The organism is Pseudomonas massiliensis, assembly GCF_000826105.1.
Classification (GTDB): domain Bacteria; phylum Pseudomonadota; class Gammaproteobacteria; order Pseudomonadales; family Pseudomonadaceae; genus Aquipseudomonas; species Aquipseudomonas massiliensis.
This window is the reverse complement of sequence record NZ_CCYK01000006.1, coordinates 940,440-955,748: the sequence shown is the minus strand read 5'-3', so window position 1 is coordinate 955,748 and position 15,309 is coordinate 940,440. Positions and strand designations below refer to the sequence as shown.

Annotated in this window: 16 protein-coding genes; 10 read left to right on the top strand and 6 right to left on the bottom strand. The window is 63.0% G+C overall.

All coding sequences use genetic code 11. The annotated features are described in order from the left end of the window. Window positions 1-55: 55 nt before the first annotated feature. Entirely contained in the window at window positions 56-349 is a 294-nt protein-coding gene (locus BN1188_RS10440; protein ID WP_040261324.1) for a PA4642 family protein, read from the top strand. A 47-nt stretch (window positions 350-396) separates the two neighbouring features. On the opposite strand, the gene mqo is transcribed toward BN1188_RS10440, so the two are convergent. After that, window positions 397-1,908, bottom strand: a complete 1,512-nt coding sequence (gene mqo, locus BN1188_RS10435; protein WP_040261323.1) for a malate dehydrogenase (quinone) — start codon at window positions 1,906-1,908, stop codon at window positions 397-399. Between the two features lie 723 nt (window positions 1,909-2,631). Between mqo and BN1188_RS10430 the strand changes: the two genes are divergently transcribed. Further along, window positions 2,632-3,216 carry a YajG family lipoprotein gene (locus tag BN1188_RS10430; RefSeq protein ID WP_040261322.1) on the top strand — a complete coding sequence of 195 codons (585 nt, stop codon included), beginning with the start codon at window positions 2,632-2,634 and terminating at the stop codon, window positions 3,214-3,216. Window positions 3,217-3,353: 137 nt separating this feature from the next. Here the strand turns inward: BN1188_RS10430 and BN1188_RS10425 are convergent, their stop codons facing one another. Both BN1188_RS10425 and BN1188_RS10420 read right to left on the bottom strand, forming a co-directional pair. After that, a complete protein-coding gene (locus tag BN1188_RS10425) occupies window positions 3,354-3,560 on the bottom strand; it encodes a hypothetical protein (protein WP_040261321.1) in 207 nt (68 codons plus the stop codon). A gap of 81 nt (window positions 3,561-3,641) precedes the next feature. Beyond that, on the bottom strand, window positions 3,642-4,811 hold the full coding sequence (locus BN1188_RS10420) for a 1-acyl-sn-glycerol-3-phosphate acyltransferase (RefSeq protein WP_040261320.1): 1,170 nt from the start codon (window positions 4,809-4,811) through the stop codon (window positions 3,642-3,644). Window positions 4,812-4,885: 74 nt separating this feature from the next. On the opposite strand from BN1188_RS10420, the gene BN1188_RS10415 reads away from it, so the two are divergent. The 4 genes from BN1188_RS10415 to BN1188_RS10400 all read left to right on the top strand — a co-directional run bounded on the left by BN1188_RS10415 (window position 4,886) and on the right by BN1188_RS10400 (window position 6,860). Further along, entirely contained in the window at window positions 4,886-5,068 is a 183-nt protein-coding gene (locus BN1188_RS10415) for a CPXCG motif-containing cysteine-rich protein (RefSeq protein WP_040261318.1), read from the top strand. Further along, entirely contained in the window at window positions 5,068-5,328 is a 261-nt protein-coding gene (locus tag BN1188_RS10410; RefSeq protein WP_040261474.1) for a putative signal transducing protein, read from the top strand. The genes BN1188_RS10415 and BN1188_RS10410 overlap by 1 nt, the downstream gene beginning before the upstream one ends. Window positions 5,329-5,344: 16 nt before the next feature. After that, window positions 5,345-5,968, top strand: coding sequence for an SOS response-associated peptidase (locus BN1188_RS10405; protein ID WP_040261317.1), 624 nt, complete (start codon window positions 5,345-5,347; stop codon window positions 5,966-5,968). A gap of 70 nt (window positions 5,969-6,038) precedes the next feature. Then, window positions 6,039-6,860: a M48 family metallopeptidase gene (locus BN1188_RS10400; protein ID WP_040261316.1), complete on the top strand. Its 822-nt coding sequence runs from the start codon at window positions 6,039-6,041 to the stop codon at window positions 6,858-6,860. Here the strand turns inward: BN1188_RS10400 and BN1188_RS10395 are convergent. The 3 genes from BN1188_RS10395 to BN1188_RS10385 all read right to left on the bottom strand — a co-directional run bounded on the left by BN1188_RS10395 (window position 6,857) and on the right by BN1188_RS10385 (window position 9,734). After that, window positions 6,857-7,441 carry a TMEM165/GDT1 family protein gene (locus tag BN1188_RS10395; protein WP_040261315.1) on the bottom strand — a complete coding sequence of 195 codons (585 nt, stop codon included), beginning with the start codon at window positions 7,439-7,441 and terminating at the stop codon, window positions 6,857-6,859. The two genes, BN1188_RS10400 and BN1188_RS10395, sit on opposite strands and share 4 nt — an antisense overlap. Window positions 7,442-7,726: 285 nt before the next feature. Then, a complete protein-coding gene (locus BN1188_RS10390) occupies window positions 7,727-8,725 on the bottom strand; it encodes a class I SAM-dependent methyltransferase (protein WP_040261314.1) in 999 nt (332 codons plus the stop codon). 43 nt (window positions 8,726-8,768) lie between these two features. Beyond that, on the bottom strand, window positions 8,769-9,734 hold the full coding sequence (locus BN1188_RS10385) for a 2-hydroxyacid dehydrogenase (RefSeq protein WP_040261313.1): 966 nt from the start codon (window positions 9,732-9,734) through the stop codon (window positions 8,769-8,771). Window positions 9,735-9,828: 94 nt separating this feature from the next. On the opposite strand from BN1188_RS10385, the gene BN1188_RS10380 reads away from it, so the two are divergent. The 4 genes from BN1188_RS10380 (at window position 9,829) to pstS (ending at window position 15,300) form a co-directional block, all read left to right on the top strand. Then, window positions 9,829-10,458: a LysE family translocator gene (locus BN1188_RS10380; protein WP_040261312.1), complete on the top strand. Its 630-nt coding sequence runs from the start codon at window positions 9,829-9,831 to the stop codon at window positions 10,456-10,458. Window positions 10,459-10,820: 362 nt separating this feature from the next. Next, complete coding sequence (locus BN1188_RS10375; RefSeq protein ID WP_040261311.1) at window positions 10,821-12,752, top strand: DUF1302 domain-containing protein; 1,932 nt, start codon at window positions 10,821-10,823, stop codon at window positions 12,750-12,752. A gap of 15 nt (window positions 12,753-12,767) precedes the next feature. Then, window positions 12,768-14,132: a DUF1329 domain-containing protein gene (locus BN1188_RS10370; protein WP_040261310.1), complete on the top strand. Its 1,365-nt coding sequence runs from the start codon at window positions 12,768-12,770 to the stop codon at window positions 14,130-14,132. A gap of 154 nt (window positions 14,133-14,286) precedes the next feature. Further along, entirely contained in the window at window positions 14,287-15,300 is a 1,014-nt protein-coding gene (gene pstS / locus BN1188_RS10365; protein WP_040261309.1) for a phosphate ABC transporter substrate-binding protein PstS, read from the top strand. Window positions 15,301-15,309: the final 9 nt, after the last annotated feature.

Here is a 15,309-nt window from a genome sequence, read left to right as displayed (position 1 = left end):
GGGAGGGCCGGCGGTACACTGCCGCCCCTCGGGTTATCCACAAGGTGAACAGGCAATGCGTAAAGACAAGAAGCAACTCATCGGAGACGAGATCGGCGATGAGCAGATCAAGCTGTTCCTGGGCGTGGAACCCGCCGACGATACGCCGCCTTCGCTGCACAAGCTGGTGAAAGCTTATCGTGGGCTGCGGGTGGACGACTTCGAGCGCTTCGTGGGCTTTTTCGTTGAGGCCGGCTATGACCTCAACGCCAAGGATGCGCGGGGGCAGGACTTCATCGCGCAGATCCAGGACCAGCGCAATGCCGAGGAATACATCGAGATCGTTCGCAAGGCGGCGACTTCGGCATAAACCCGCCTGGCGCCGCTTCAGCCTGGACCGAAGCGGCGCGCCTGGGGTCAGGCGTAGCGCTCGCCGTCCGCCTGGCCGGCGGAGGCCAGGTCCAGCTTGGCGTTGTTGCGGTCGAACACCTCCCGGTATAGGGCGGCATCGGTCGCCAGCGCCTTCTCCCGCGCAGGGAAGATTTCCTTGAGCTTGTCGGTCCAGGCCTGGGAGCGGTACTGCTCGGGGAAGCAGCGCTCGATCAGCTCCAGCATGATCGACACCGTCACGGAGGCGCCAGGAGAGGCGCCGAGCAAGGCGGCCAGCGAGCCATCCCTGGCCGAGACCAGCTCGGTGCCGAACTGCAGCACACCGCCTTTCTTCGGATCCTTCTTGATGATCTGCACCCGCTGCCCGGCCACTTCCAGGCGCCAGTCCTCGGCCCTGGCTTCTGGATAGAAGCGCCGCAGGGACTCCAGGCGCTGTTCCATGGACTGCATCACTTCGCTCACCAGGTACTTGGTCAGGTCCATGTTGTCCCGCGCCACGGCCAGCATGGGGCCGATATTGCCCATGCGTACCGACAATGGCAGGTCCATCAGCGAGCCGTGCTTGAGGAACTTGGTAGTGAAACCGGCATAGGGCCCGAACAACAGCGACTTCTTGCCATCCACGACTCGGGTATCCAGGTGCGGTACCGACATGGGAGGCGAGCCTACCGCCGCCTGGCTGTAGACCTTGGCCTGGTGCCGGTTGACGATTTCCGGGTTATCGCAGCGAAGCCACTGGCCGCTGACGGGGAAGCCACCGAAGCCTTTGCTTTCCTCGATGCCCGACATCTGCAGCAACGGCAGCGCGGCGCCACCGGCGCCAAGGAAAACGAAGCGGGCATCGAGCTGGCGGGTGTTGCCGCTGTGCACGTCCTTGACGTCCAGGGTCCAGCCACCGTTGCGGCGGTGCAGGCCGACGACCTTCTTGGAATACTTGACCTGAGCGTCGCTGGTGCTTGCCAGATGGGCCAGCAGCAGGTTGGTCAAGGCACCGAAGTTGACGTCAGTACCCTTGGCCACACGGGTCGCCGCCAGTCGCTCGGTCGTGGGGCGGCCGTCCATCATCAGCGGCATCCATTCCACCAACCTGGCGTGGTCCTCGGTGTACTCCATCTCGGCGAACGCGTGGTGAGGCTTGAGGCTCTCGTAGCGCTTCTTGAGGTAGGCAATACCGCTTTCGGCCACGTAGCTCAGGTGCGGAACCGGGTTGATGAACGCCTTGGGCGAAGGGATGGCACCCTTGCCGGTGAGGTAGGCCCAGAACTGCTTGGAGACTTCGAACTGGGTATTGATCTGCACCGCTTTCTTGATATCGATGGAGCCGTCCGCGGCCTGCGGCGTGTAGTTCAGTTCGCAGAGGCCTGCATGCCCGGTACCGGCGTTGTTCCAGGGGTTGGAACTTTCCGCCGCGCCGGAATCCATTGCTTCGACCACTTCCAGCCGCAGCGTGGGGTCGAGCTCCTTGAGCAGCACCGCGAGGGTGGCGCTCATGATACCGGCCCCGACCAGGACCACGTCGACTGCTTCGTTCTGCGCCATTAACGCATCTCCAAAATCTTCTGCATCAAATAGACAGCCAAGGATCACGGTTGCTCCGCAGGCCCGCATCGAGGCGGGGAGGCAGGGAGGCTCCGGCGGCCATGGCCGATTCTTCTGCGCTCACGCTGCCCTGCGCCTCAGACCCCGGCAATGCGCCCATGTACGCATGGGCGAAGGCCGGGGGCAATAGACCAATGGTCCAAGGCGAGGGCGGCGGGAGTGGATCACCGGGAAGGCATACCCCGGCGTGATGACTGAAACGGGAACGTTAAGGCTTTGCTTGCTGACGCAATGTTGTTCATTTTTTGCTCGCCACACTCTCGTGAAGTTGTGAAAACCGTGTGTTTTCCACGCTCTTTTGGAGTCTTGAACCTCAAAGGGAGCACGGCCGCGAGGGCCAGGCTCCGAGGTCGTGTGGCGGATGCAGGCACACCGCGCCACCGACCCGTGGAGGCCTCTCTGTCGATGGCGCTGGAAAGCGACGATGAGTGTCGGCAAGGCAGCGGGGCCCGATCAGGAGACATCCTTATAATCGGGGCCAGATTATAGCGATCTACGGGGGAAAATAGCTGCTGGAACCGGTAAAAGTTCACCACTGTCTGAACAACAATCATCGAGCATCGGTCGGTGCCCTGGTTTTATCTGGCGCGCCGGCCTTTTGATGAGCAGTGACTGGCGTTTCGTTATACTGGCGCCTCGTGCCTATTTCTGGAGATCCTGCGCATGTTGCCACGTCTGTTGTTCGGTTTGATCGCTGCCTCCGCCCTGGCCCTGGCGGGCTGCGCCAATAGCCCTCAGCAACTCAACCCGCAGCCGCGAATCAGCGAGCAGCTCGCGCCCGTGGGTCACGGCCAACCGGTAGTGGTTCGGGTGGTCGATGGCCGACCTTCGCCGACTCTGGGCACTCGTGGCGGGCTGTATCCGGATACCAGCGCGGTCTCGGTCAATGGCGCCGATCTGCTGCCCAAGTTGCAGGCGCAGGCCGAAGCCGCAGTGCGCCTGCTGGGCTTCACGCCCAATGCCAGCGCCTATAACGCACCGCAGCTGACCATCACCCTGGCCGACCTGAAGTACCAATCGCCCAAGGACAAGATGTACGTGACCGAAGCCACCATTGGCGCCACCTTCCGCGCTGACGTGCAGAACGCCAGTGGTCGTTACACCGGGCGCTATTCGGCGTCGCTGGATCAACGCTTCGGCATGGCCCCGAACCAGGAAACCAACAACAAGCTGGTAGGTGATGTTCTGAGCGACGCACTGACTCGCCTGTTCAAGGATCCGACCATCGGCCAGAAACTGTCGCAGTAAGCGGGAGGGGGAACGGGCAGCTCAAGCAGCAGAGGCGGCGGCCTTCTCGATCTTCAATGCCTGTTCCTTGTGGCAGCTAGCGGCAGCTGGCGACTGGCAGTGAGCTGAACATTCGCCGGCTCCGCTGGCGCTCCTGGTCATGCCGCCTCGATGCGCCAGTCCAGCAAACTGATTCCGGTCTCGGCATCCACCTCAGGCCAGTGCCGATGCGCCCGGCCCCCCAGGGCGCAATAGACCAGCCAGCCGGAATCCTGCACATTGACCGCCAGGCCATCGATCAGCGCTTCCTGCTCCTCGCTGGGGGTAATGAGGTAGAGGCGATCCTGGTTGTGGGCGTGCAGCATGCCGGGGCTCCGTCGAACTGTGGTTCCAATGTGGTCGCACAGCCTGACGGGCTTCGATGACCGTTGTATGACGGCGGGCTGTCAGCTGTCCAACGGTAGGTCGGCCTTGACCCGGTACTGGTTGCGCACAGGGCAGGCATACTGGGCGACCAGCCAGGGGCGATGTTCCTCGGGGCAGGCTTGCAGCCGACGTTCCCACTCCGCCTGGGCCTTTTCCAGCTCATCCCGCCCGAACAGACGGTCCGCGGTCGGCACTGCCAGCGTCGGATCCGCGCCCTCCCACTGGGCATAGGCCAGGTAATGAACCGGGAACAGGCGGTAGCCGCCCAGCACGCAGCGGTCGATTTCCGCTGCCAGCAACCGCGCATCCTCGAATGCGGTGGTAATGGGAGCGGAGAAATTGATATGCACCCGCCCCTTGTAGCCGGTGATGCCCTGGGCGATGCTGATGTCGTCTTCCCCGGGCGCTTTCACGTAGCCGCCGGTAGTCGAGCGAATGTACAGCTCCCGAGCCTTGGCCAGGTCGCAGGGGTCGTATTCGTAGCTGATGGACACCGGTGTCAGGTTCAGGGAGCGAATCACCTCGGCGAAGGGTTCGTCCTTGCGGCTCATGTGGAACATCTTGAGGATCGCCGAATCGGTACGGTCGTCGCCGTCCTTCGCACGCCCCTCGGCCTGGGCGATCCATACCGACTGGCAGTCGGTGCGCAGGGAATGGTTGATGTAGGCCGACAGCAATTGATAGGACGCCAGTTTCTCCCGCCGTCCCGTGAGCGAGCGGTGCACGATGAAACTCTTGTTCAGACGCATGAGGTCGCTGACGAAGGGCTTTTGCAGCAAGTTGTCGCCGATGGCGATGCGCGGGGTCGGCAGGCCGGCGTGGTACACGGCATAGTTGACGAACGCCGGGTCCATCACGATATCGCGGTGGTTGGCCAACAACAGGTAGGCACTGCCGCGCTGCAACTGCTCCACGCCGGTATAGGTCACCCCATCGGTGGCGCGCTCGATGGTATGGTCCACATAGAGTTCGACCTTGTCCTGCAAGGCTGCCACGCTTTCGATGCCGGCGAACTCACGGCGCAGCTTGCGCGCGATCATCGGCCGCAGCGCCCAGCCCAGGGTATTGGCGAAGCGGGGAAAGCGAAAGCGGGTGAGGATGTCCAGAAAGGCCGGATCGCCCAGCAGGCGGCTCAGGACAGCTTTGACCTCGGAATCATCGTAGGGCCGGATGGCATCGAATTCGCCCATATGTTCTCTTGTAGGAAACGGCTAGGGTTATAAACAAGCTCACCATTATACGCATAACTTGCAGGGGTAGCCCGATGCTGGAAACCGAGCGGTACCAATGCCCATGCTGTGGCGAAATCGTGGAAGCGGTGCTGGACCTCTCCGCCGGAGAGCAGGCTTACATCGAAGATTGCCCGGTGTGCTGCCGGCCATTGGAATTCCACCTGGTCACCGATGGCGAGCGCTGGTCGCTGGACGTGCGCGGTGAGAACGAATGATGCGTCGTATCTACGAACCCGAGACCTTGCTGGAAGCCGAGATGCTGCTCAGCATGCTTGGCAATGAAGGTATCCAGGCCCACCTGAGCGGCCGCCATCTGGTGGGCGGGGTAGGGGAGTTGCCCGCGCTTGGCTTGCTGGGGCTACTGGTGGCCGACGAGCAGGCCGAGCGCGCGCGGTCGCTGATCGGTGCGTACAATGCCGCACTGGTGCTGCCTGCCGACGAGCCGGACAGTTACCCAGGTACCCTGTTGTGCTGAGCTGGAGTGCGTTTGCATGTGCGGTCGTTTTGCGTTGTTCCGATGGGCTCCGGCCTTCGCTGGCCTGCCAGGTTTCCCGGCAGGACACCAGGCCCATTGGAATATTTCCCCAGGCCAGCAGGTGCTTATCCTGCGGGCCGAGGCGGATGCGCGCACGCTGGCCCCGGCGCGTTGGGGGCTTACCCCGCCCTGGTTGACCGATATGTCACGGACCCCCGCTCATGCCAGGGCCGAAACCCTGGCCGAGCAGCCGATGTTTCGCGAAGCCTTTCGCGCCCGGCGCTGCCTGGTGCCGGCCAATGGCTTTTACGAATGGCGGGGGGCGGTGCGCAAGCGGCCTTACTGGCTCACTCCCGCCCAAGGCTCGTTTCTCTATTTCGCTGCCGTCTGGGAGGCTTTTCCTGTGCAGGAGCAGGTGTGGTTGAGCATGGCCATCGTCACCCAGGCCGCGGCCAGCCAGCGCCGCCCCATCATTCTGGACGAGGCGGGCCAGGCCGCCTGGCTGGACCCTGACATGCCCTTGCCCCGGCTGCATTCGTTGCTGGCCCAGCCGCCAGCGCCGCTGTTGGAGCGGCCGCTGGCCAACCTGGTCAACGATCCCAAGCTCAATGCCCCGGAGTGCCTGACGCCGGCAGTGTGAAAGCCGCACATTGTGTCCAGCCTGTTACCTTGCTGCTAGCATGGCGCTCTGTAGCCACAGGGAGCCTTCCATGCGCAAACCGTTCATCCTCTCCGTCCTGGCCAGCAGCCTGCTGCTCGTGGCCTGCCAGGCGGTCAATACCACCAGCGGCGACGCCGTAGGCGTGGAGCGCAAGCAATACATGTTCAGCATGCTCTCCACCGAGCAGGTGAACCAGATGTACGCCCAGTCCTATCAGCAGACCCTGTCCGAGGCTTCAGGCAAGGGTGTGCTGGACAAGGGCAGCAGTGAAGCCAAGCGGGTGCAGGCGGTGGCTGACCGCCTGATTGCCCAGGCCCCGAGACTGCGACCGGACGCGGCTCAGTGGAACTGGGAAGTGAATGTGATCAAGAGCGATGAGCTCAACGCCAACTGCGGGCCTGGCGGGAAAATCATCGTGTACACCGGCCTGATCGACACCCTCAAGCTCAGCGATGACGAACTGGCCGCAGTGATGGGGCATGAAATCGCCCACGCCTTGCGCGAGCATGGTCGGGAGGCCATGTCCAAGGCCTATGGCATCGAAATGGCCCGTACGGGCGCGGGGGCGTTGCTGGGATTGAGCCAGGACAGCCTGGCTCTGGCCGATACCGTGGTGCAATACAGTCTTACTCTGCCCAACAGCCGCGCCAATGAAAACGAAGCGGACCTGCTGGGCCTGGAACTGGCGGCCCGGGCAGGCTATGACCCCAATGCGGCCATCAGCCTGTGGAAAAAAATGACCGCGGCCGAGTCGGGCAGCGCACCGCCCGAATTCACCAGTACCCACCCTTCCAGCGCCAATCGCATCGCCGCGCTGGAAGCCGCCATTCCCAAGGTTCAGCCCCTGTACCAGGCGGCCCGCAAAAGTTAAACCCAGCCGCTGACCTTCATTGCTTCATAGACGGCGAACGCGGCCAGTACGAAGAAGGACAGGGCCGCCAGCCGGCGGATGAGGGTCAGCGGCAGCTTGTCGGCGGCAAAGTTGCCGGCGAGCACCACGGGCACGTTGGCGGCCAGCATGCCGAGGGTGGTACCGATGATGACCAGGATCAGATGCGGATATTGCGCCGCCAGCATTACCGTGGCGACCTGGGTCTTGTCACCGATCTCGGCCAGGAAGAAAGCGATCAAGGTGGTGACGAACGCGCCATGGGCCTTGCTGGTGCGGGTCTCATCGTCGTCGATCTTGTCAGGCACCAGAGTCCACAGGGCGGTGGCGGTGAAGCTGGCGGCCAGTATCCAGTGCAGGACGGTATCGGACAGGTAGCTGCTGACCAGGGCACCGACGGCGCCTGCCGCGGCATGGTTGGCCAGGGTAGCGGCGATGATCCCGGCGATGATCGGCCAGGGCTTGCGAAAACGCGCGGCCAGGATGAGCGCCAGCAGTTGGGTCTTGTCACCGATTTCGGCGAGCGCCACCACGCCGGTAGGGACAAGGAGCGATTCGAGCATCACGATTCCTACAGGGGCGGGTCAACACAGCTATGACACGTACAGCCTCCCCGCCCCGGGTAAGGTGAACGTGTCATAGGTCTTGTCAAACCGGCCGGTGCCACGGATGGGCACGGAGGTCGCAGCGCCATGGCCTGAGGGCCAAGTATGTTGACGCATGCCAGGATTCAGGCTGCCCTGCCGGCATTGAGCCGCGACTTGAGCTGCGCTACCTGAACCCCATGGAGACTACTCCCCTAGGACGGAGCGGATTCTGCCTAGCCGCCCCCCAAAGCGCAAGCGCTTTCAGCGCGCGGCCTGGTAGACACGGAAGCCATCGCCTTCGGCCAGCACCTTGCATTCGCGCAGATGGGCTTCAAGCAAGGGTTGGTAGCGCAGGAAACTGTTGGCCACGATGCGAACCTGGCCACCTGGCGCCAGGTGCTCCCTGGCGCGTTGCAACAGCGCCTCGCTGGCACGGTAGTCGGTGTGCACGCCAGTATGGAAGGGCGGATTGCTGACGATCGCGCTCAGCCCTTCGGGCGCCGCGGCGATGCCATCGCCGCAGGTCACCTGCGCGTCAAGGCCATTGGCGTCCAGGGTCAGGCGCGCGCTGGCCACGGCAAAGGCATCCACGTCCAGCAAGGTCACCCTCGCCTGTGGGTAGCGACGCTTGAGCACCGCGCCCACTACGCCGGCACCGCAGCCGAAATCGAGCATGTGGCCCATGGGCAGGGCGTCCAGTTGCCCCAGCAGCAAGCGGGTACCCCGGTCCAGTCGACCATGACTGAACACCCCGGGCAGGCTGACCACGTTCAGGCTGGCCGCCCCCTCCACTTCGAGGGTAAAGCGCTGGGCAAGGCTCTCCAGGTCCGGCGCGGCCGGTGCCTGCTCGATATCCACCTGCCACAGCTGACAATGACGGGCGCTGTCGAGCTTGCGGGCGCGGCCGAAGCTGTTCAACTGCCGCGCGGCCCCTTCGATGCCACCGCGCTTCTCGCCCACCAGAAACAGACTGCGCCCGGCCAGGCGGGCGGCGAGCGCCTGCAGCAGGTAGCTGGACAACTCCCGCGCCTTGGGGAGAAAAAGTACCGCAGCCGTGAAGTCCTGGTCAGGCGGCGTTACGCCAAAGCCTGTCCGCTGCGGGGAGCGCGCAGACAGGGCGGCGTGATCCGCTGCGTTCCAGCTCCAGCCAAGGGCCTGGGGTAGCTGGCCGAGCAAGCCATCGGCGGGTAGCCCGGCCAGCAGAACACGGCCTTCGAAAAGAGAGGCCTGGCGAAGCAGTACTTCACTGCGCGGGTCCATTGGCAAGTTCCTGGCAAAAAACGCCGAGTTTACCAGAGGCGCTTCAGGCCACCACGCGTAGCGGCTGTCCGGCGAAGAACGCCAAGGCGTTCTCGCTCATCTGACCGATGATGCGCTGGCGGGCCTCTCGACTACCCCAGGCACAATGCGGGGTGACGATCAATCGCGGCACCTCGCGGCTGAGCAAGGGGTTACCCTCGGCTGGGGGCTCCACGCTGAGCACGTCAGTGGCGGCTCCGCCCAGGTGTCCGTTGCACAATGCCTCGACCAGGGCGGATTCATCGACGATGCCGCCTCGGGCGGTATTGACCAGCAACGCACCAGGCTTGAGCATGGCCAGTTCGCGAGCGCCGATCAGGCCGCGGGTATGCTCGGTCAATGGGCAGTGCAAGGTAAGCGCGTCCACCCTGGGAAGCAGCTCGGCCAAGGGCAGGCGGCCTGGCCGGACGGGGCGCCCGGGCAGCTGTCCCAGCAGCACCTGCATGCCAAAGGCTTCGGCCAGGCGGGCCACCGCGCTTCCCAGCTCACCATGGCCAAGCAGGCCGAGGGTTTTCCCTTCCAGTTCCATGATGGGGTAGTCCAGCAGGCAGAACTGACTAGCGCGCTGCCATCGCCCCTCGGCCACGGCCTGCTGGTAGTCGGGCAGGCGAGTCGCCAGGGCCAGCAGCAGCATCAGGGTATGCTGGGCCACGGAAGGCGTACCATAGCCCTGGCAGTTGCACACCGTCACCCCCCGGCGTGCCGCCGCGGCCAGGTCTACGTTATTGACGCCTGTGGCGGACACCAGTATCAGCTTGAGCTCCGGGCATTGGGCCAGGGTCGCCTGGTCGATCATCACCTTGTTGCTGATGGCGACCTGCGCGCCGCGCAGCCGGGCGGCGACGTCCTCCGGCGCGGTGCGCTCGTGCAGGTCGAGGCTGTCGAAAGCCTGGCGCAAGGGGGAAGCATCCAGGTCACCCAGATCCAGAGTGCTGTAATCGAGGAAAACGGCGTGGTGGGTTGCGGTCATGGGGCCTCTTCGCATTGAACTGTATCTGTCAGGGGGGCCAGCGAAGGGTTAAGGTACCCGCTGGACGATTTTGTTACATCAGGAGAGTGCCTTTATGTATTGGAGTGAATTCTTGGCCGTAGCGGCCATCCATCTGCTGGCGGTAGCCAGCCCTGGGCCGGATTTTGCCGTCGTGGTGCGTGAGAGCGTGACCCATGGTCGGCGCGCGGGCACCTGGACGGCACTGGGTGTAGGGTCAGCGATCTTCCTCCATGTGGGGTACTCCTTGCTGGGCATTGGCCTGATCGTTTCCCAGTCCATCGTGCTGTTCAACGCATTGAAATGGCTGGCCGCGGCTTACCTGCTGTATATCGGCTTCAAGGCCTTGCGCGCCAAGCCCGGATCGCAACGTCCGGACCAGGCGGCAAGCCAGGCACCGCGCAGGTCTGCGAAGGACGCTTATGTCGCCGGTTTCATGACCAATGGGCTGAACCCCAAGGCGACCCTGTTCTTCCTGTCGCTGTTCACGGTGGTGATCAATCCGCATACACCTTTGTTCATCCAGGCTGGCTACGGGGTATACCTGGCAGTGGCCACCGCCGCCTGGTTCTGCATGGTGGCGCGCCTGTTCAGCCATGACCGCGTGCGTGCCGGGTTCGCGCGCATCGGTCATTGGTTCGACCGCACCATGGGTGCCGTGCTGATCGCCCTGGGCGTGAAGATCGCGCTCAGCGAAGTGCATTGATGCCGCGCATCGGCAATGCCGCCGGGGACGTTCGGGTTTCCACCCGCTTACACGCCGCGCCCTGACAGCGCCTGATCAGGTTCAGGACCCGTTATCCGCGCGGGCTGAACCTGGCCAGGCCGCGTGCTAGAGCGATCCATCCACGCCTTTGACTTGCCAAATCGATGATTTGGGCCATGCTTGCCTCTGTTCGTGGCGCTTGCCTCAAGCCCAATTGGCCATCACTGGTAAATATTGTGATACATCACTGCAAGAGCATTCGCGCTGGGCTGGCTATAGTCGAATCGGGGCTGCCTGACTGGTCTGCAAGCCCCCGGCGCCTGGCCGCTCCCAATAACAAGAATGAACATGGAGTAGTGTCGATGAAGTCCATCCGTACCCTCTGGCAGCGAGGACGCTTGCCCTTGGCTGTCAGCCTTGCATCTACCTTCGCAACGCCCGTCATGGCGGTCAGTTTCAACATTGGCGAAATCGAAGGCCAATTCGACTCTTCGCTGTCCATCGGCGCCAGCTGGTCCACCGCCAGCCCCAACAAGAACCTGATCGGTGTCAACAACGGTGGGCGCGGCCTCTCGCAAACTTCCGATGACGGTCACTTGAACTTCAAGCGTGGCGAAACCTTCTCCAAGATCTTCAAGGGCATCCACGACCTGGAGCTCAAGTACAAGGACACCGGGGTGTTCCTGCGCGGCAAGTACTGGTACGACTTCGAACTCAAGGACGAGAGCCGTCAGTTCAGGGACATCAGCGATTCGGGACGCAAGGAGGGCGCGAAATCCTCCGGGGCCGAACTGCTCGATGCCTTCGTCTACCACAACTACAGCATCGGCGACCTGCCCGGCACGGTACGCCTGGGCAAGCAGGTGGTGAGTTGGGGCGAAAGCACCTTCATCGGTAACTCCATCAACAGCATCAACCCGGTGGACGTTTCCGCGTTCCGCCGACCCGGCGCGGAAATCAAGGAAGGACTGATTCCGGTCAACATGTTCTATCTGTCGCAGAACCTGACCGACAATCTCTCGGCCGAAGGCTTCTACCAGCTGGAGTGGGACCAGACCGTGGTGGACAACTGCGGCACCTTCTTTTCCCAGGGCGATGTCATCGCTGACGGTTGCAACGACAACCTGGCGGTATTGCGTACCGGTACCGCTCTGAGCAGTGCTCTGGCATCCGCGGGCTTGCCCAGCGCGGCGCGCTCGGCGGTGCTCACCAGCCTCGGCAGGCAGGGGGTGAACTTCAGCAATGAAGGCGTGGTGGTGGCCCGCGGGCCGGACCGCGACGCACGGGACAGTGGCCAGTTTGGCCTGGCCATGCGCTACAACTTCGAGCCGCTGGATACCGAATTCGGCGCCTACTACATGAACTACCATAGCCGGCTGCCCATCTTCAGCGGCCGGGGTGGCTCCGCCAGTGCCTATAGCGCGGCCAACCTGGTGAGCTCACTGGCCAGTTCGGGTATCCCGGCGGCCACCGCGCGCGCGCTGGCATCCACCTTGCTGCCCGTGGTGGTGGCGGGCAACGGCAGTTACTACGTTGAGTACCCCGAGGACATCCATCTCTACGGGTTGAGCTTCTCCACCACCCTGCCCACCGGCACGGCCTGGAGCGGCGAGATCAGCTACCGGCCCAATGCGCCGGTACAGATCAACACCACGGATATCCTTTATTCAGGCCTGTCGCCGCTCAACTCCAACGTGTCGCAACTGCAGGGCTCGCCCGGCACAGACCAGCCCGGCTACCGGCGCAAGGAAATCACCCAGCTGCAAACCACCTTCACCCATTTCTTCGACCAGGTGATGGGCGCCGACCGCCTTACGCTGGTAGGTGAAGTGGGCTGGACCCACGTGGGAGGTTTAGAGAGCTCATCCAAGCTGCGCTACGGGCGAGACCCGAGCTACGGCCCTGGCCCATTGCCCAATGGTCAATGCCAGGCCCTCAATGCCGGCACCCTGGCTGGCGGCCCGCAGAACAACCTGAGCCGGTACTGCGAGAATGACGGCTTCACCACCACCGATTCCTGGGGCTATCGCATGCGTGCCATCTGGGATTTCAACAATGCCATTGCAGGGGTCAACCTCAAGCCCAGCATCGCCTGGTCCCACGACGTCGACGGTTACTCGCCCAGCCCTGGCGGCAACTTCGAAGAGGGGCGCAAGGCGGTGAGCCTCGGGCTGGATGCCGATTACCTCAATACCTACACCGCGAGCCTGTACTACACCAATTTCTTCGACGGCAAGTACAGCACCGTGGATGACCGCGACTTCGTAGCCATGAGCTTTGGCGTGAATTTCTAAAAGGGTGAGCACAGGATGAACACCATAAAAACAGTGGCATGGGTGTCGGTATTGGGCTGGGCACTGGCGGCGGCCAATACCTGGGCAGCGGTGTCGGCGGCTGAGGCCGCCAAGCTTGGCGGCAGCCTCACGCCCATGGGCGCCGAAAAAGCGGGTAATGCGGACGGCTCCATTCCGGCCTGGGCGCCCATGCCCAAGACGGCCGGCGCCGTGGATGCCAAGGGTTTCCTGGCCGATCCCTACGCCAGTGAAAAGCCGTTGTTCGTGATCGATAGCAAGAACGTGGACAAATACGCCGGCAAGCTCGCTCCCGGCCAGGTGGCGATGATCAAGCGCTACCCCGATACCTACCGGCTGCCGGTATACCCCGGTCATCGCGGCGCCACCGTGCCCGATGCAGTGTTCGCCGCCATCAAGGAGAACGCCACCCAGACCAGGCTGGTAGGGGAGGGCAATGGCCTGGAGAACTTCAAGACGGCCATTCCCTTTCCCATTCCGCAAAGCGGCCTGGAAGTCATCTGGAACCACATTACCCGTTATCGAGGCGGCGCGGTCAGCCGCACCGTGACCCAGGCCACGCCCCAGCAGAATGGCGACTACAGCCTGGTGTACTTCAACGATTCCTTTGTGTTCCGGGATCGCATGAAAGATCACGACCCCAACAACCCTGGCAACATCCTGTTCTATTTCAAGCAGGCAGTCACTGCCCCGGCGCGCCTGGCAGGTACCGTGCTGCTGGTGCACGAGCCCATCGACCAGGTCAAGGAACCCCGCGAAGCCTGGATCTACAACGCCGGCCAGCGTCGGGTACGCAAGGCGCCGCAGGTGGCCTACGACGGCCCGGGCACCGCGGCGGATGGCATGCGCACCTCGGACAACCTGGACATGTACAACGGCGCGCCGGACCGCTACGACTGGAAGCTGGTCGGCAAGCAGGAGATGTACATCCCCGCCAACAGCTACAAGCTGGATTCCCCCAGCCTCAAGTACGCTGACATCATCAAGCCCGGCCATATCAACCAGGACCTGACCCGCTACGAACTGCGCCGAGTATGGCACGTGGTTGCCACGCTCAAGTCCGGGCAGCGCCATATCTACGCCAAGCGAGACATGTATTTCGACGAGGACACCTGGCAGGCCGCGGTCATCGACCACTACGACGGGCGCGGCGCCCTGTGGCGGGTCGCCGAGGCCCACGCGCAGAATTACTACAACTACCAGGTACCCTGGACCACCCTGGAAACCCTTTATGACCTGCAGAGCGGTCGCTACCTGGCCCTGGGCATGAAGAACGAGGAAAAACGCGCTTACAACTTCGAGTTCACCGCCAATTCATCCGAATACAACCCCAATGCCCTGCGCCAGGACGGCATTCGCTGACCTGCCTCACGAACTGGCCGCCGAAGCGGCGGCCAGGCAATGTCCTAATGCCATGTTTTAAAGAGACTGTCATCAAAAGGTCACATTCAAGGCTTTAAATCAGCACGGCCAACTCCCGTGGAATGACTCCACCGGAACCAACAGAGGTGTTGCCGTGAAACTGCTGACCAAAAATCGCCTATCGATTTTGCTGGCTTCGCTGTGCCTTTCTGGTGTTGCCCATGCGGCCACCGTCACCGGCGCGGGCTCGAGCTTCGTATACCCCGTTCTGTCCAAGTGGAGCGCGGCATACTCCGAGAACAGCGAAAACCGCATCAACTACCAGTCGATCGGTTCCGGTGGCGGCATTGCGCAGATCAAGGCGGCAACCGTTGATTTCGGTGCTTCCGACGCCCCGCTGAGCGCTGACGACCTCAAGGCCGCCGGCCTGGGCCAGTTCCCTGTGGTCATCGGTGGCATAGTACCCGTGATCAACGTCGAAGGCGTTCAGCCTGGCCAGCTCAAGCTGGACGGCGAAACCCTGGCCAAGATTTTCCAGGGCACCATCACCACCTGGAACGACCCAGCCATCGCCGCCTTGAACAGCGGCGTCAAGCTGCCAGGCGACAAGATCACCGTGGTTCACCGTTCGGACGGTTCCGGCACCTCCTTCAACTTCACCAACTACCTGCAGAAAGCCAGCGGCGAATGGAAAGCCGGCGCCGGCAGTACCGTGCAGTGGCCGGTGGGCGTGGGTGGCAAGGGTAACGAAGGTGTCGCCGCGTACGTGAAGCAGATCAAAGGCTCCATCGGCTACGTCGAATACGCCTACGCCAAGACCAACAACATGGCCTTCACCCAGATGAAGAACGCCGCCGGCAAGTTCGTGTCCCCGGACATGAAGACCTTCCAGGCTGCCGCCGACACCGCCGACTGGGCCAACGCCAAGGACTTCAACCTGCTGATGGTCAACGCTCCGGGCGACAACGCCTGGCCGATCGCTGCCACCACCTGGGTGATCATGTACAAGCAGCCGAAGAACGCCGAGCAGAGCAAGGCCGCCTTCGACTTCTTCAAGTGGAGCCTGGAAAAAGGCCAGGAACAAGCCGCCGCGCTGGACTACGTCGCCCTGCCGGACAGCTTGGTTAAACGCATCGAAGGCTACTGGCAGTCCGAGTTCGCCAAGTAACCGCAACCC